Origin of the sequence: Sulfitobacter sp. JL08 (assembly GCF_003352045.1) — a bacterium.
In the GTDB taxonomy this organism is placed as follows: Bacteria; Pseudomonadota; Alphaproteobacteria; order Rhodobacterales; family Rhodobacteraceae; genus JL08.
Genome location: NZ_CP025815.1, coordinates 2,633,229 through 2,649,045 on the forward strand (window position 1 = coordinate 2,633,229; position 15,817 = coordinate 2,649,045).

Below are 15,817 nucleotides of genomic sequence, written 5' to 3' on the forward strand. Positions count from 1 at the left end.
GTCCTGCGTGTAAAACCAGTCAGGGAACCCGAACATGGATTTTGAAACTCTCATTCTGGATGCTGCCGAGGGGAACCTTGTATACCTCCTTTTGGCCATCCTGTTTATCGTCTTTATTTACAAGGCGGTACAAATCGTTCCTCAATCCGAAAAACATGTGGTGGAACGGTTCGGGCGGCTTCATTCCGTGCTTGGGCCGGGGATCAACCTGACGGTGCCGTTTCTGGACAAGGTAGCGCATAAAATCTCGATACTGGAGCGCCAGTTGCCCACCGCCAGTCAGGACGCCATTACCAAGGACAACGTGTTGGTTCAGGTCGATACATCGGTATTCTATCGCATCACCGAACCGGAAAAGACTGTTTACCGTATCCGCGACGTTGACGCCGCCATCGCCACCACCGTTGCAGGTATCGTGCGGGCTGAAATCGGCAAAAGCGATCTGGACGATGTGCAATCAAACCGCGCCGCGCTGATTGCCACGATCAAGGAATCTGTCGAAGACGCTGTCGACAACTGGGGCATCGAAGTCACCCGCGCCGAAATACTGGACGTGAACCTTGATCAGGCCACCCGCGACGCGATGCTGCAACAGCTGAACGCCGAGCGCGCACGCCGAGCGCAAGTTACCGAAGCCGAAGGCAGCAAGCGATCGGTCGAACTTGCCGCTGATGCCGAGTTATACGCCAGCGAACAAACCGCCAAGGCGCGCCGCGTTCTGGCCGATGCCGAAGCTTACGCGACACAGGTTGTCGCAAAGGCCATCAATGAAAACGGGCTGGAAGCCGCACAATACCAGATTGCACTGAAACAGGTCGAGGCGCTGAACACTCTTGGCGCAGGCACCGGCAGCCAGACCATCGTCGTGCCCGCCAACGCGCTTGAGGCATTCGCGGATGCGTTCAAAATGCTGAAAGGGCGCGGCTGATGGATGTGTCATCGCTGTTTTCGCTTTGGTGGGTCTGGCTGGCCGCGGCGCTGGCGCTCGGGATTCTGGAAATCCTTGTGCCCGGCTTCATTTTCGTCGGCTTCGCCTTTGCCGCCGTTCTGATGGCGATACTGCATCTGGCATTCGGCATGGCCATTTCCCTTCCGGCCAAATTCGCCCTGTTTGCCGGTCTGGCCCTTGTCGGCTGGTACGTGATGCGGCTGGTGTTTTCCGGACGCCGCAGCAGCGTGAAAACCTTCAAGGACGATATCAACGACGGATAAATCCTTCTGTCCGCGCCGTTGCACCACGTGACATGCCCGACCTGATCCTGTTCAACAAACCCTTTGACGTGCTGTGCCAGTTCACCGACAGCGGCGGGCAGCGCCAGACACTGGCCGAGTTCATTGATGCCCCCGGCTACTACCCTGCCGGACGGCTGGACAAGGACAGCGAAGGTCTGGTTGTTCTGACCAATGATGGCCGGCTTCAGGCGCGTATTGCCGACCCCAGGCACAAATTGCCCAAAACCTATCACGTTCAGGTCGAAGGCGTGCCAGATCAACCGGCGCTGGATCGGTTGCGCGGTGGTCTGGCCCTGAAAGACGGGCCGACCAAACCGGCCAAGGCCCGTCTGATCGCGCCCCCCGATTACATCTGGCCACGCAACCCGCCTGTCAGGTTTCGCAAAACCGTACCCGATTGCTGGATCGAAATCATCCTGACCGAAGGACGCAACCGGCAGGTCAGGCGCATGACCGCCGCAATCGGTCATCCCACATTGCGGCTGATCCGCTACAGCATCGGCGACTGGACGCTGGCAGGTTTGCAGCCCGGCACATGGCGCTACGGCTAAAGGCCCGAGGTGCGCAGCCCCGTTCTCTGAGGATGGTGGAAACCTTCCCGACACAAGCGGTACCGTCAAACACCGCGCTTGCACTGGACGCCCTGCCCGCTAATCCCTATATAATCAGTCAGGAACAGATTGAGGTCGACATGAACCAAGCCCAGAAACCGCTGGAAGGTGCGCCACTGATCGCGCCATCTTCAACAGATCATGACTTGTATGAAGCCGTAGTTGAGGCCTGTCGCACCGTCTATGACCCTGAAATTCCAGTTAATATTTATGAACTTGGCCTGATTTACACGATCGATATCAACGATGAAAACGAAGTGCGCATCAAGATGTCCCTGACCGCACCGGGCTGCCCCGTTGCCGGTGAAATGCCCGGCTGGGTCGCCGAAGCGATTGAACCGCTTGCAGGTGTCAAAACTGTCGATGTGGAACTGGTGTGGGAACCGCCCTGGGGCATGGAAATGATGTCGGACGAGGCACGTCTGGAACTGGGCTTTATGTAGCCCCTACTTGAGCAACAGAAATGCGCGCCCTATCTAGAGCGCAAAGGAGACAAGTTTCATGTTCGGTATCCCAGGCAAACAGGCTGTCACCATCACACCAAAGGCCGCGGCCCAGATCGCGCGCCTGATGGAAAAGGACGGCCATTCCGGTCTGCGCATCGGCGTCAAGAAAGGCGGCTGTGCGGGCATGGAATACACCATGGATTACGCCACCGATATTGATCCCAACGACGAAGTCGTCGAGACAGACGGCGCGCGCGTGATGATCGCCCCGATGGCGCAGATGTTCCTGTTCGGAACCGAAATCGACTACGAAACAAGCCTCTTGGAATCCGGTTTCAAGTTCAACAACCCCAATGTATCCGAAGCATGCGGATGCGGTGAATCGATCAAATTCAACGACATGTAAGCGGATTGTCCTGCAAGGTTGCGACTGCTAGGTAAAGGCAGGATCAACTGCGGGGAATTCATATGCGGCGCGCTCTGGCAGCAGGCAACTGGAAGATGAACGGGTCGCTTCGGCAACTGGACGAACTTGACCAGATCGCACAGCAGCATGCGCACAGCGGCATCGACATTCTGGTCTGCCCCCCTGCCCCCCTTATCGCGCCGGCCATCACGCGCCTGAACGGGTCTGCCTTGCAGATCGGGGCGCAGGATTGCCACGCCGAACCGGCGGGGGCCCATACCGGCGATGTATCCGCCGCCATTCTGGCAGATGTGGGCGCAACCCATGTCATCACCGGCCATTCCGAACGCCGGCAGAATCACCATGAAACCGATGATATCGTGTGCGCCAAAACCCGCGCTGTCTGGCGCGCCGGTCTCACGGCTATCCTGTGCATCGGGGAAAGTGCCGCACAGCGCAAAGCGGACAACACGCTGGATATCATTGCCGCGCAACTGTCCGGCTCCGTACCAGACGGCAGCACACCCTCAAACCTTGTCATCGCTTACGAACCGATCTGGGCCATCGGCACCGGTCTGGTTCCAACGCTGGACCAGATCGAAGAAGTACACGCCTTCATCCGCGCGCGGGTCAAACACCGTTTTGGAGCCGATATCGCAAACGGCATGCGCCTGCTCTATGGCGGTTCGGTCAATGCCACCAACGCGGCCAAGATATTCACGCTGCCCGATGTGGACGGTGCCCTTGTGGGCGGGGCCAGCCTGAAGGCAGCCGATTTCTCGCCTGTCATCTCCGCGCTGGAAAACAGCGCCGCCTGACCTTCATCTTTTCAAAAATACTTGAAAACCATGCTGGCAAAAAGGCGTCGCACCCGTATGGGTACGCCGCCTTTCCTGTTGCACGGAACCCGTTGGGCACCGCGCTATTTCGTTATGATCTCTGGCCCCATCATCAGTGTCGGCAACCATGTGCTCAGGATCGGGATATAGGTCACCATGATCAGGAACACGAACAGCACCGCCGTAAACGGAAGCGCCGCGCGCACCACCGCCATCATCGGCATGTTGGCCACACCTGACGTCACGAACAGGTTCAGACCCACAGGTGGCGTAATCATCCCAATCTCCATGTTCACCACCATGATGATGCCCAGATGGATCGGATCAATGCCCAGTTCGATGGCAATCGGGAACACGAGTGGCGCCACGATCACCAGCAGGCCGGACGGTTCCATGAACTGCCCGCCGATCAGCAGGATCACGTTCACGATGATCAGAAACACGATCGGACCGAACCCGGCCTCAAGCATGGCCCCGGCGATCTGTTGCGGGATCTGTTCATCCGTCAGCACGTGTTTCAGGATCAGCGCATTGGCGATGATGAACATCAGGGTCACGGTCAGTTTGCCCGCCTCGAACAGGGTGTCCCGTGTGTCGCGATGGAAAAACACCGTGATCAGCGACAGCGGCTTTTTCAGGAACGGGATGTTCTGCGCATCATCGCCTGCCACATGCAACGGCCCCATATCGCGATAGACAAAGCTGGCGATAAAGAACGCGTAAACGGCAGCCACGGCGGCAGCTTCGGTCGGGGTGAAAATCCCGCCATAAATGCCCCCCAGAATGATCACGATCAGGAACAGGCCCCATCCCGCGTCACGGCCGCTGGCAAACACTTCGCCCCAGCCATGCCATTCGCCCTTGGGCAAATCGCGGATCTTGGCAATTGCATAGATCGTGACCATCAGCATCGTACCGGCCATCAGGCCCGGAATGACCCCCGCCAGAAACATCCGCCCGACAGACACATCCGTGGCCGAGGCATAGACCACCATCACGATAGACGGCGGGATCAGAATGCCCAGCGTACCGGCATTGGCGATGACACCTGCGGCAAAATCCTTGGTATAGCCAACCTGCCGCATCCCCGCGATCACGATCGATCCGATGGCCACAACCGTGGCCGGTGACGATCCGCTGAGCGCGGCAAACAGCATACAGGCAAAGACGCCCGCGATGGCCAGCCCGCCGGGCAAGTGCCCGACCAGCGCGATGGAAAACCGGATGATCCTTTTGGCCACACCGCCCGTCGACATGAACGTCGAGGCCAGAATGAAAAACGGGATCGCCAGCAGGGTGTAGTGCCCCGCCATCGCCTGAAACAACGTCTGCGCAATCGATCCAAGCGAGGTATCGCTGAGAACCAGCAGGAAGATGATCGAAGATGTTCCCAGCGAAACGGCGATGGGCACACCGATCAGCATCAGGCCGATCACCATGGCAAAAAGTATTACGACTTCCATGTGATCAATCCCCTGCGTTCATATGTTTGACGTCTTCAACGGCGTCTTCGGCCTCGTGGCTGACGATCAGGCTGCCCGCGTCGCCGCGCCACAGGCGCAACGTGGCCTGTACAAAGCGAAACAGCAGCAGGCCCATGCCGAAGGGCAGGATTGCATAGGGAATGAAGCGTGGAATTTTTTCGTAGGCTTCGCCTTCGTTCATGATCGGTTCGATCCAGCGCAGCCAGTCCGGCATCGGAATATCGACAACCTCGTACCATGCCTGATCGCGGCTGTTTTCAAACCCTGTCGGGAACCAGCGCCCCGATGTGGCATCCAGACCGGCGAACGGCGCCCAGTAATCCCACGCCCCCTTGAACACCAGAAACGCATAGCTCAGGCAGACCACCGCAGCGGTCAGGGCCAGAACGCGGCGCACGGGCGGCGAAAACAGATTGATCAGGGCATCAACGCCCAGATGGGCCGTCACCTTGACCGCATAGCTTGCGCCGAACAGAACCAGCCACGCGAACAGAAATGTGACCGCTTCCAGCCCCCAGATCAGCCCGGTGTTGAACCCGTAACGCAGCACAACGTTGATAAAGGTAAGTATCGTCATCAGACCGAGCAGAACCGCGATAACAGTTTCTTCGATCTCGTTCACGATCCGGCCAAGGCCGGTTTTCGCATGATAGGAATGTGACATGTGCGTGTCCCCGGCGCATGATTTCCCCGGCCGGGACACTCCGGCCGGGGATTGGTCTTGACTGCCCTAGTGGGTCATATTGATTTTTTGGGCCGCGTCGATGTTTTCCTGGCCGACATCGCCTTTGAACTCTTCCCAGACGGGTTTCATGGCGGCAACCCATTCTTCGCGGGCCGCACCATCCAACGTACGCACCACACCGCCGGCATCGATGATGGCCTGCTTGGCCGCTTCGTTGACGGCCGTGGATTCAGCGTTACGCGCGGCGGTCACTTCGGTCACGATTGTCGCCAGTTGATCGCGCACATCGCCATCCAGTGAATCCCACCAGTCGGTCGATGTCACCAGCATATAGTCGATGATACCGTGGTTGGTTTCGGTGATGCCATCCTGCACTTCAAAGAACTTCTGGCCGTAAATGTTGGACCATGTGTTTTCCTGTCCGTCGACAACGCCGGTTTGCAGCGCGCCATAGACTTCGGAAAACGCCATCGGCTGGGGCGATCCACCCAAAGCCGCCATTTGCGCCTTCAGAACATCCGAATTCTGCACACGGAATTTCAGGCCATTGGCATCGGTCGGGCTGTTCAGCGGCACGTTGGCCGACATCTGCTTCATGCCGTTGTGCCAGAACGCAAGGCCCAGCAGACCACGGCGGGTCATGCTTTCCTTCATCGCCTGTCCGGTATCGGAATTCTGGAAATCATCCACCGCCGCGATGTTCTTGAACATGAACGGCAGATCGAAGATGCGGAAAACCTTGGTGAACTGTTCGAACTTGGACAGCGACGGGGCGGCCATCTGTACGTCGCCCTGCAACAGGGCCTCAAGCACCTGATCATCGTTGTAAAGTGTCGAGTTCGGGAACACTTCCATACAGGCTTTGCCGTTCATTTCGTCATTGACGCGCTGTTGCAGCAAAGAGGCGGCGATGCCTTTGGGGTGTTTGTCTGTATTGGTGACGTGGCTGAACTTGATAACGATCTCGCCTTCGTCACAGGCAGCGGAAGCCGCATTTGCAGTCACTGTCAGAGCCAGCGCCGTTGCGGCGGCGGTTACAAATTTCATGGTGGGTCTCCTCCCCGGTTGTGTGTCTGGCAGCGCCAGACGGCATAATCAGCTTTACCCGTCAAAGAACGGGTTGGCTGTCACAACCAAACCGCAAGTCGCCCTTTCGCTCAAGCTTTTGTGACCACCGGAACTACAACTTGACTTATTACATTTATAACAGCGCCTTAAGCAATATTGCTCAAGCACGCTTCCTTAAGCCAGTCGCCATCTGTGCGAAATTCCGCACAAGGTTCGGTTTCAGCTGTGCGGTTTTTCGCACAGATCAGAGCCTGAAATCCTCGGCCCGAATCCCGTAGCGGGCCAGTTTGTCGTAAAAGGTTTTGCGCGGCAGGTGCAGGTCTTTTGCGGCCGCGCTGGCCTGCCCCTTGGCGCGTTGCAATGCAGCCGCCAGCAATGATCTTTCGACCTGCGCCAGTTGATCGTTCAGCCCCAGTGACGCATCCGGCTGCGTCACACCGCCTGCCTCCAGCCCCAGCGCAAATCGCATCGCAACCGACATCAGCGCACGGGCATTTCCCGGCCAGTCCTGCGCCATCAGCCCGGCCAGAACATTGGGGGTGATTTCCGGCGCGCTCAGACCGGCCTGCTCGCTTGCCAGTGCAACATAGTGGCGAAACAGCACGGGAATATCCTCGGGGCGTTCGGCCAAAGACGGAATGCGCACCGGCATGACCTGAAGGCGATAGTAAAGGTCGGAGTTCAGCGCACCTTTTTCGGTCGCATGACCAAGATCGGCAGTGCTGCCACAGATCAGGCGCGCGTCCGCGCCCGTCTCCAGTGCTTCGATCAGGGCAAACTGGCTGTCAGCGGGCATTGCCGCAATCTCATCGATGAACAGGCTGCCGGCCTGCGCCATCTCAAGCGCGGCAATCAACGCATGCGGTTCAAGCCCGGCCCCTGCCCGTTTCACGAACGGCCCCTTGGACACGGGTGAACACAGGTGGATCACTTCGGCCACCTTGGAAATGCCGGTGCCCGGATCGCCCAGCACCAGCACTTCGGTGTGCGCGCGGGCCACCTGGCGGACATTTTCGCGCAAGGTTTCGGCCTTTTGCGATGTTCCAAACAACATCCGCGCAGCAGCATCCCCGCGTTCCAGCTGCGCACGCAAACGGCGGTTTTCCAGCACAAGATGGCGGGTTTTGATCGCCCGTTCCAGCACGGCCACCAGATCGGCAGGCGCACACGGCTTTTCCAGAAAATCGAACGCGCCCTGCGCCATGGCCTTGACGGCCATCGGAATGTCGCCTTCGCCGGTCAGCAGAACAACCGGCAGATCGGGGTCCTGTTGCAGCGCATAATCCAACAGATAAAAACCGTCGCGTCCCGGCATCCGGATATCGGACAGGATGACCCCTTCAAATGTCGTCGATATATGATCCTTGGCCGCAATAAACGATCCAACAGCGCGCGGCTCCAATCCGGCCAGGGCCAGCGATTGCGCCAGTGCCTCGCGTACGGCAGCGTCATCTTCGACAATCAGAACAGGGGTTGCGCTCATGCGGCTTTTTCGCCTTCCCAGCGATCCAGTTCAACGGTAAAAACCGCGCCGCCCTCTGGCCGGTTGGCGCCGCGAATGTTACCGTCAAAGCTTTGCACCAAACCATAAGAGATCGACAGGCCCAGCCCCATGCCTTCGGCGGCGCCCACCTCTTTTGTGGAATAGAACGGATCGAAAATCTTTTCCGGCGCGCTGATGCCGGGGCCGGTATCGGCCACATCCACGCTGATCCGGTCGCCGGTGTTCAGGGTGATCGTCAGGGCGCGATCCTGCGTCGCCTCCATTGCGTCTGCCGCGTTGGTGATCAGGTTCACCATCACCTGCGCCAGACGCACTTCGCCTGCATGCACCCAGACAGGTCCGGATGGGGGCACCCATTGCACCTGCACCGCGTCATCACGCAGCCGCACCGCAGTCAATTCCAGCGCAGTGTCAATCACGGCAACGATATCCACCCGCGTCAGTTCGCGGGTTTCCTGCCGCGCAAAAGCGCGCAGGTTCTTGATGATGCGCGCCATGCGTTCCGCCAGATCGGAAATACGGCCCATATTGGCCGCCGCGACCTGCGTTTCGCCGCGCGCCAGAAACTGCGCGCCGTTTTCGGCAAATGACCGGATCGCCATCAGCGGCTGGTTCAGTTCGTGGCTTAACCCCGCCGACATCTGCCCCAGGGCCGACAGTTTGCCCGCCTGCACCAGATCGGCCTGTGCCCGTTGCAGGGCTGCTTCGGCCTGCCGCCGTTCGGAGACTTCGCGCCGCAGGCTGACGTTGGCATCCTGCAAGGCCGCCGTGCGTTTGGCCACCCGGCTTTCCAGCACCGCATTGGCCTGCGCGAGGGTACGGCGCCGTTCGGTTGCCAGAAACAGCATCGCTCCAAAAGCCAGACACAGCGCCGCCACCGCCGAAGCCTGCAAACCTGCCAGACGGCGCGCGGGGGCCACATCAACCAACACCTCACCCGTCATGCCGATCACCGGCAACTGTTTCACCAGATGCAGCGCCCGCGCCGGCAGATAAGGCCCCCACCCCAATTGCCACACCTCGTGCGGCCCGGTGAAGCTGGAAGAAAACGGCGGCGAACGACCAGCGGCAGGCACCAGTCCCGCTTCGCCCTTGGGACGTGTCCAGAACAGCAGTTCGGACCGGTTGGAAATAAACACCTCGCCGCTGCGATCCGTGAAGAATACAGCCGGGTTGGAGCCGCGCCAGTCATCTTCTAGACGGTCCACATCCACCGCCACCATCAGCACGCCAATCACCCCGCCGCCCACGGCAAAAGACGGCGCTCCGAACACAAATGTCCGCTGGTCAAAGGGGGGCTTGACCCCGTGATCAATGCCCATCGCCCCGTGCATGGCGCGCGCGAATGCGGCGTTCTGCGAGACGTCCTGCAATGTTGCGTCATGCGCTGAGGCGACAACCTGTCCGGCGGGTGATACGAACAGAATATCCAGTGCCGCCGTCTTGTCTGCCGCTGCCAGCAACATCGCCTTGGCCGCAGCTGTTTCGCGCCCGATTGCAAGCGCCTGCAACACCGGATGATCCGCCAGTAGAACGGCAATCTCCTGAAATCCCTGCAACTGTCCGGTTAACCGGTCGCTGGCCAGATCCAGATCGGCCTGCCCGCGCTGCGCCAACTGATCCAGCGCCTGCAAATACCCATAGCGCCATACGGCCGCCGACACCGCCGCAACGGTGATCAAAAACCCCACAACAATCAGGGCGCGCTGGTTCCATAATCGCGTCATCTTGCAAGACCCTAGCAAACCCGGACTTGCATTGACCAGATCGCACCGCTTTGATGCCGTTATGGCAACACTTGTGCAATCCCCGACAGATCCCGCCTTTGTCCAGAACCCCTATCTTTTCTATGCCGATGCGCTGGAAAAGGGGCCGTTGCATTTCTGGCAGGATTACGGAATGTGCGCGGCGTTTTCGCATGACGCCGTTCATGCATTGTTGCGCGACAAAAGGTTGGGCCGCGCAATGCCACCGGAAAATCAAGTGGACCCACCAGACCATCTGGCCCCCTTCTACGCGGTCGAGGCCCATTCGATGCTGGAACTGGAACCGCCCCGCCATACCCGCCTGCGCGGCCTTGTTTTGCGCGCCTTTACCTCGCGCCGGATCAGAGCGATGGAGGGCGAGATTGCCGCGCTGGCCCACGATCTGATTGACGCGATGCCCCAGGGCGAGACCGATCTATTGCCGGCGTTTTGCACGCCCTTGCCAGTGATCGTAATTGCACGGCTTCTGGGCGTGCCCGACAGCATGGCCCCCGATCTGCTTCGCTGGTCCAACCGGATTGTCGCGATGTATCAGGCAAACCGCACCCGCGCGATCGAAGACGATGCCGCCAGCGCCGCCCGCGATTTTGCCGCGTTCATGCGCGGCTATGTCAGCGAACGCCGCACCCGCCCTGCCGATGATCTGATCACCCATCTGATTGCCGCAGAGGAAGATGGCGAAAAACTGTCAACGGACGAGCTGATTACAACCTGCATCCTGCTGCTGAACGCCGGACACGAGGCTACCGTGCATAGCTTTGGCAATGGCATCAAGGCGGTGCTGGAAAACGCAGTGCCACGCGCATTTCTTGCGCGCGACCAGATCGCCGACACCGTCGAGGAAATCCTACGGTATGATCCGCCACTGCACATGTTCACGCGCTATGTTTACGAACACGTCACGCTGTTTGACCAACCTTTTGCCCGCGGCGACCAGATCGCGCTGGTGCTGGGCGCAACCGGGCGCGATCCGCACAGATGGGCGCAACCAGACAGGTTTTTGCCCGACCGGGCGCAGCACAGCCATCTGGCCTTTGGCGGGGGCGTGCACTTTTGCGTCGGTGCGCCGCTGGCCCGGTTCGAACTGGCCACAGCTCTGCCAATCCTGTTTGAACGCCTGCCCCGCTTGCAGATGACCGTGCCGCCGGTCTACGGCGACACCTACCATTTCCACGGCCTGACCCGCTTGATCGCAGACAAATAGCCACTATTGCCCGACCGGCAGCATTGTGGTCGATTTGATCTCTTCCATCGACAACAGGGCCGTGACGTTGAACACCCGCACTTCCGAAATCAGCGCCTGATAGAAAGCATCATAGGCACGGGCGTTTTTCACCCGCACTTTCAGAATATAGTCGATGTCCCCCGCCAGCCGGTGCGCCTCTTGCACCTCGGGGCGTTCTTTCAATGCCTTCAGGAATGCGGCCTGCCACTCGGCCTCATGCTCTGACGTGCGGATAAGTACAAAGAAACACGCCTCAAACCCCAATGCTTCGGGATCCAGCAAAACGGTTTGCCGCCCGATCACCCCCGCCTTGCGCAATTTGCGAATCCGGTTCCACACCGGCGTCTTGGAACTGCCGACTTTTCCGGCAATATCATCCAGCGACTGGCTCGCATCCTCCTGCAGCTCGGCCAGAATTTTCCGATCCAGTTCATCTATCTGCGCTGCCATTCCTGTTATCCTTGCATATCGGGACTATATTCTATGATTACAGCATTATATAAAACATATATTCTTATCTATCGACACATATGGCGTATTGGCGGGAATATTTCCTATATTGCATCTCAAGTCAAACAAGGAAGTCCGCGCGTCATGGATCAGAAAATCACTCCTCCCAAGGCCGGAACCGACCCTGTCGGTCACGTCACCTTTGTCGGCGCCGGCCCCGGCGATCCCGATCTGCTGACGATCAAGGCGCTGCGCGCGCTTGAACAGGCTGATGTGGTGATCCACGATCGCCTGATCAGCGCGGACATTCTGGCGCTGGTCCCGCACAGGGTTCTGTTGATCGACGCGGGCAAGGAAGGCTTTGGCCCCTCGATGTCGCAGGACGACATCAACGCGCTGATCGTCCTTCACGCGTCAGGCGGGGCGCGGGTCACGCGGCTGAAATCGGGTGATGCAACCGTGTTCGGACGACTGGACGAAGAAATCGATGCGGTCGATGCGGCCCGGATCGGCTGGCATATCGTGCCCGGCATCACTTCGGCCAGTGCGGCGGTGGCCGCGATCGGGCAAAGCCTGACAAAACGCACACGCAATTCTTCTGTGCGGTTTCTGACCGGGCACGACATGAAAGGATTTGCCTATCACGACTGGGCGGCACTGGCGCGCGCGGGCGAGGTTGCGGCGATCTATATGGGCAAGAAATCGGCCCGCTTCATTCAGGGCCGCCTGATCATGCACGGCGCGGACCGCGCCACGCCTGTCACTGTGATCGAAAACGCCTCGCGCCCCGATCAGAGGGTGCTGGAAACCACATTGGCGGCATTGCCCGCTGATCTGGCTCGTGCCGAAATGTCCGGCCCCGCCCTGACCTTTTACGGCCTTGCCCCGCGCGCCGCTGTGCAGGCCACACAAGATCTGCCCCGAAAGGAACGTGCCTGATGTCCAAGCCATACACCCCCAAAGTCGTAACCGCCAATGCCCTGATCGAAGGTGACGTGATCTATCTGAGCGCCGATGACCAATGGACCCGCGACCTGTCACAGGCCGAAATCATCACCGACGAGGCCCACGCCCAACTGCGCCTGTTGCACGCCGAAATGCAAAGCAGCGCCATCGTCGGCGCTTATCTCGCGGATGTGGTGCCCACCAAATCGGGCGCCGCCCCCACCCATTTCCGCGAAGAATTCCGGGCGACGGGCCCATCCAATTATGCCCACGGCAAACAGGCGGAGCAGGCAAATGTATAACTACACAGATTTTGACGCCGCGTTTCTGGCAGAGCGCAACGCGCAGTTTCGCGCGCAGGTCGAACGGCGCATTTCCGGCGCGCTGACCGAGGATGAATTCAAACCGCTGCGCCTGATGAACGGGCTGTATCTGCAACTGCACGCCTACATGCTGCGTGTTGCCATCCCTTATGGAACGCTGAACAGTCGCCAGATGCACAAACTGGCCGATATCGCCGACCGGTGGGACAAGGGGTATGGCCATTTCACCACCCGCCAGAACGTGCAGTTCAACTGGCCCAAGCTGAACGATGTGCCCGATATGCTGGATGCCCTGGCCGAGGTCGACATGCATGCGATCCAGACCAGCGGCAACACCATCCGGAACGTGACGGCAGACCATTTTGCCGGTGCCGCCGCCGATGAAATCGCCGATCCGCGCCCTGTGGCCGAACTGATCCGGCAATGGTCTACCGACCACCCCGAATTCCAGTTTCTGCCGCGCAAATTCAAGGTGGCCGTGACCGGATCGCCCAACGACCGGGCCGTGACCAAAGCGCATGACATCGGCCTTCGGATGATCACCCGCAACGGCGCACCGGGGTTCGAGGTGATTGTCGGCGGCGGTCTGGGCCGTAGCCCCATGATCGGCAAGGTGATCCGCGATTTCCTGCCGCGCGCTGATCTGCTGCCCTATCTGGAATCTATCGTCAGTGTCTATAACCTGCTGGGACGGCGCGACAACAAATACAAGGCCCGCATCAAGATCACCGTGCATGAAAACGGTATCGACGATATCCGCGCCCGCGTTGAACACCGGTTTGCCCAGATCCGCCCCACATTTTCCGGCGTCGATCAAACCCTTCTGCCCGCGATCGAGGCGCAATTTGCCCCGCCCGCCTTCAAAGCCGGCGATACCGCGGCCTTCGATACGGCCTATAGCAACGATTCGGTCTTTCGCAGCTGGGCCGACACCAATCTGGCCGAACATCGCACAAGCGGCTATGCCATCGTTTCGATCAGCCTCAAGGCGCATGGCGCCACACCGGGCGATGCCACATCGGACCAGATGCGCGTTATGGCCGATCTGGCGCGCGCTTATGGACATGACGAATTGCGCATCAGCCACGAACAGAACGTGATCCTGCCCCATGTGCACCGCTCTGATCTGCCTGCCCTGCATGCAAAATTGCGCGCCCACGGCCTTGCCACTGCCAATATCGGCCTGATTTCGGATATCATCGCCTGCCCCGGCATGGATTACTGCGCGCTGGCCACGGCCCGGTCCATCCCTATCGCCCAGGAAATCGCGACCCGGTTCGACGATCTGAAACTGGAACACGATATCGGGGATCTGAAAATCAAGATTTCCGGTTGCATCAATGCCTGCGGGCACCACCACGTGGCCCATATCGGCATTCTGGGGCTGGATCGCGCCGGCGTGGAAAACTACCAGATCACGCTGGGCGGGGATCACACCGAAACCGCCGCTGTCGGCGAACGCGCCGGACCCGGCTTTTCCGCGGACGAGATCATTCCCGCCATCGAACGTCTGGTCGAGGCCTATCTCGACCTGCGCAGTGATGCGGGCGAACGGTTCATCAACACCTACCGCCGTCTGGGCCTTGCCCCGTTCAAGGCGGCCCTTTACCCCGAGGCACGGGCCGATGCAGCCTGACCCCCGGCTTCTTCTGTTGCAAAATATCCCCGCCGGAGGCTCCCCTGCGTCCGGCGCGGCACCGCACGCGAATTTGGTCCCTCATGTCGCCGCTCTGAACAAGGCATACCGCCATCACAGCGCCACAGACGTGATCCGCGCCGCGTTGCGCGATCTGGGGCATATTGCGCTGGTCTCCAGTTTCGGCGCGGAATCGGTTGCGTTGCTGCATCTTGTTTCGATGCAGGACCGCACCGCACCGGTGGTGTTCATCGACACCGAAATGCTGTTCACACAAACGTTGGTCTATCAGCAGGAAGTTGCGGAAAAGCTTGGCCTGCGCAATGTGCGCATCATCCGTGCCGCGAATGCAGGCACCGCAGACCCTGATGGCACCCTGCACAAAACCGATCCCGATGCCTGCTGCGCGCTGCGCAAGACTGCGCCGCTTGATCAGGTGCTTGCCGAATATGATGGCTGGATCACGGGGCGCAAACGGTTCCAGTCGGGCCGGCGCGCTACACTGGAGTTTTTCGAGGCCGAGCCTGACACCGGCAGGATCAAGGTGAACCCGCTGGCCCACTGGACGTCACAGGATGTGCAAACCTACATGATCGAAAACCGCCTGCCGCGTCACCCGCTGGTGGCCCAAGGCTATCCTTCGATCGGATGCGCGCCCTGCACGTCGCCAGCCGCGCCAGATGAAAACCCGCGCGCCGGACGCTGGCGCGATCAAACCAAAGATGAATGCGGCATCCACTTTGTGAATGGCAAAATGATGCGAACAGGAGAAACGACATGACGGTCATTGTAACGGATGCAGGGTTTACCCCCGATACATGGACGCACGGTTTTTGCGGGCCCGACGTGGCCGCCAACGACATCTGCGCCCTTGATCTTCCATCGGATACCGATCCGCAACAGGTTCACCTGACGCCGGGCCTGCAGATGATCCGCGTTGATTTCCCCTCAAGTGCCGATGGGCGCGGCTTTACCATCGCGCGCCAGTTGCGACTGCGCGGGTACACCGGCCGGTTGCGCGCGCGCGGCCATGTGCTGTCGGATCAATACGCCATGGCGCGGCGCGCCGGATTTGACGAGGTCGAAATCAGCGATGATCTGGCCGCTCGCCAACCCGAAAAGGAATGGGTGTTTCGTGCCAACTGGCAAGACCACGACTATCAGGCTCGCCTGCGCGGCTGATTGTCCCTTTCCCC

General features: G+C 59.7%; 17 protein-coding genes and 1 pseudogene. 12 read left to right on the forward strand and 6 right to left on the reverse strand.

What is annotated here, in order from left to right; translation table 11 throughout:
• Positions 1-34: 34 nt before the first annotated feature.
• From C1J05_RS12920 to tpiA, 6 genes are all read left to right on the forward strand, one after another.
• On the forward strand, positions 35-928 hold the full coding sequence (locus tag C1J05_RS12920) for an SPFH domain-containing protein (protein ID WP_114870600.1): 894 nt from the start codon (positions 35-37) through the stop codon (positions 926-928).
• Complete coding sequence (locus C1J05_RS12925) at positions 928-1,212, forward strand: NfeD family protein (protein ID WP_114870601.1); 285 nt, start codon at positions 928-930, stop codon at positions 1,210-1,212. The genes C1J05_RS12920 and C1J05_RS12925 overlap by 1 nt, the downstream gene beginning before the upstream one ends.
• 32 nt (positions 1,213-1,244) lie before the next feature.
• Positions 1,245-1,784 (forward strand): pseudouridine synthase, encoded by a 540-nt coding sequence (locus C1J05_RS12930; RefSeq protein WP_114870602.1) that lies wholly within the window; start codon positions 1,245-1,247, stop codon positions 1,782-1,784.
• Between the two features lie 140 nt (positions 1,785-1,924).
• A complete protein-coding gene (locus C1J05_RS12935) occupies positions 1,925-2,287 on the forward strand; it encodes an SUF system Fe-S cluster assembly protein (protein ID WP_114872311.1) in 363 nt (120 codons plus the stop codon).
• A 58-nt stretch (positions 2,288-2,345) separates the two neighbouring features.
• On the forward strand, positions 2,346-2,696 hold the full coding sequence (locus C1J05_RS12940) for a HesB/IscA family protein (RefSeq protein WP_114870603.1): 351 nt from the start codon (positions 2,346-2,348) through the stop codon (positions 2,694-2,696).
• A gap of 62 nt (positions 2,697-2,758) precedes the next feature.
• Positions 2,759-3,514: a triose-phosphate isomerase gene (gene tpiA / locus C1J05_RS12945; RefSeq protein ID WP_114870604.1), complete on the forward strand. Its 756-nt coding sequence runs from the start codon at positions 2,759-2,761 to the stop codon at positions 3,512-3,514.
• Positions 3,515-3,618: 104 nt separating this feature from the next.
• Here tpiA and C1J05_RS12950 read toward each other — a convergent pair whose 3' ends face one another.
• The 5 genes from C1J05_RS12950 to C1J05_RS12970 form a co-directional block, all read right to left on the reverse strand.
• On the reverse strand, positions 3,619-4,998 hold the full coding sequence (locus tag C1J05_RS12950) for a TRAP transporter large permease (protein ID WP_114870605.1): 1,380 nt from the start codon (positions 4,996-4,998) through the stop codon (positions 3,619-3,621).
• Between the two features lie 4 nt (positions 4,999-5,002).
• On the reverse strand, positions 5,003-5,683 hold the full coding sequence (locus C1J05_RS12955) for a TRAP transporter small permease (RefSeq protein WP_114870606.1): 681 nt from the start codon (positions 5,681-5,683) through the stop codon (positions 5,003-5,005).
• Between the two features lie 66 nt (positions 5,684-5,749).
• Positions 5,750-6,751, reverse strand: a complete 1,002-nt coding sequence (locus C1J05_RS12960) for a DctP family TRAP transporter solute-binding subunit (RefSeq protein ID WP_114870607.1) — start codon at positions 6,749-6,751, stop codon at positions 5,750-5,752.
• Between the two features lie 265 nt (positions 6,752-7,016).
• Positions 7,017-8,255, reverse strand: coding sequence for a sigma-54-dependent transcriptional regulator (locus C1J05_RS12965; RefSeq protein ID WP_114870608.1), 1,239 nt, complete (start codon positions 8,253-8,255; stop codon positions 7,017-7,019).
• Complete coding sequence (locus tag C1J05_RS12970; protein WP_114870609.1) at positions 8,252-10,003, reverse strand: sensor histidine kinase; 1,752 nt, start codon at positions 10,001-10,003, stop codon at positions 8,252-8,254. Before C1J05_RS12970 ends, C1J05_RS12965 begins: the two co-directional genes overlap by 4 nt.
• Before the next feature lie 61 nt (positions 10,004-10,064).
• On the opposite strand from C1J05_RS12970, the gene C1J05_RS12975 reads away from it, so the two are divergent.
• Positions 10,065-11,246 carry a cytochrome P450 gene (locus tag C1J05_RS12975; RefSeq protein WP_114870610.1) on the forward strand — a complete coding sequence of 394 codons (1,182 nt, stop codon included), beginning with the start codon at positions 10,065-10,067 and terminating at the stop codon, positions 11,244-11,246.
• Between the two features lie 3 nt (positions 11,247-11,249).
• Here the strand turns inward: C1J05_RS12975 and C1J05_RS12980 are convergent, their stop codons facing one another.
• Positions 11,250-11,717 (reverse strand): Lrp/AsnC family transcriptional regulator, encoded by a 468-nt coding sequence (locus tag C1J05_RS12980; protein ID WP_114870611.1) that lies wholly within the window; start codon positions 11,715-11,717, stop codon positions 11,250-11,252.
• Between the two features lie 189 nt (positions 11,718-11,906).
• On the opposite strand from C1J05_RS12980, the pseudogene cobA reads away from it, so the two are divergent.
• The 5 genes and pseudogenes from cobA to C1J05_RS13005 all read left to right on the forward strand — a co-directional run.
• Positions 11,907-12,656 (forward strand): annotated as a pseudogene (gene cobA, locus C1J05_RS12985) (uroporphyrinogen-III C-methyltransferase); the annotation flags it as partial.
• Positions 12,656-12,964: a DUF2849 domain-containing protein gene (locus C1J05_RS12990; protein WP_114870613.1), complete on the forward strand. Its 309-nt coding sequence runs from the start codon at positions 12,656-12,658 to the stop codon at positions 12,962-12,964. The pseudogene cobA and the gene C1J05_RS12990, both read left to right, overlap by 1 nt.
• A complete protein-coding gene (locus C1J05_RS12995) occupies positions 12,957-14,621 on the forward strand; it encodes a nitrite/sulfite reductase (RefSeq protein ID WP_114870614.1) in 1,665 nt (554 codons plus the stop codon). Before C1J05_RS12990 ends, C1J05_RS12995 begins: the two co-directional genes overlap by 8 nt.
• Positions 14,611-15,402 carry a phosphoadenylyl-sulfate reductase gene (locus tag C1J05_RS13000; protein ID WP_114870615.1) on the forward strand — a complete coding sequence of 264 codons (792 nt, stop codon included), beginning with the start codon at positions 14,611-14,613 and terminating at the stop codon, positions 15,400-15,402. Before C1J05_RS12995 ends, C1J05_RS13000 begins: the two co-directional genes overlap by 11 nt.
• Positions 15,399-15,803: a DUF934 domain-containing protein gene (locus C1J05_RS13005; RefSeq protein ID WP_114870616.1), complete on the forward strand. Its 405-nt coding sequence runs from the start codon at positions 15,399-15,401 to the stop codon at positions 15,801-15,803. The genes C1J05_RS13000 and C1J05_RS13005 overlap by 4 nt, the downstream gene beginning before the upstream one ends.
• Positions 15,804-15,817 lie beyond the last annotated feature (14 nt).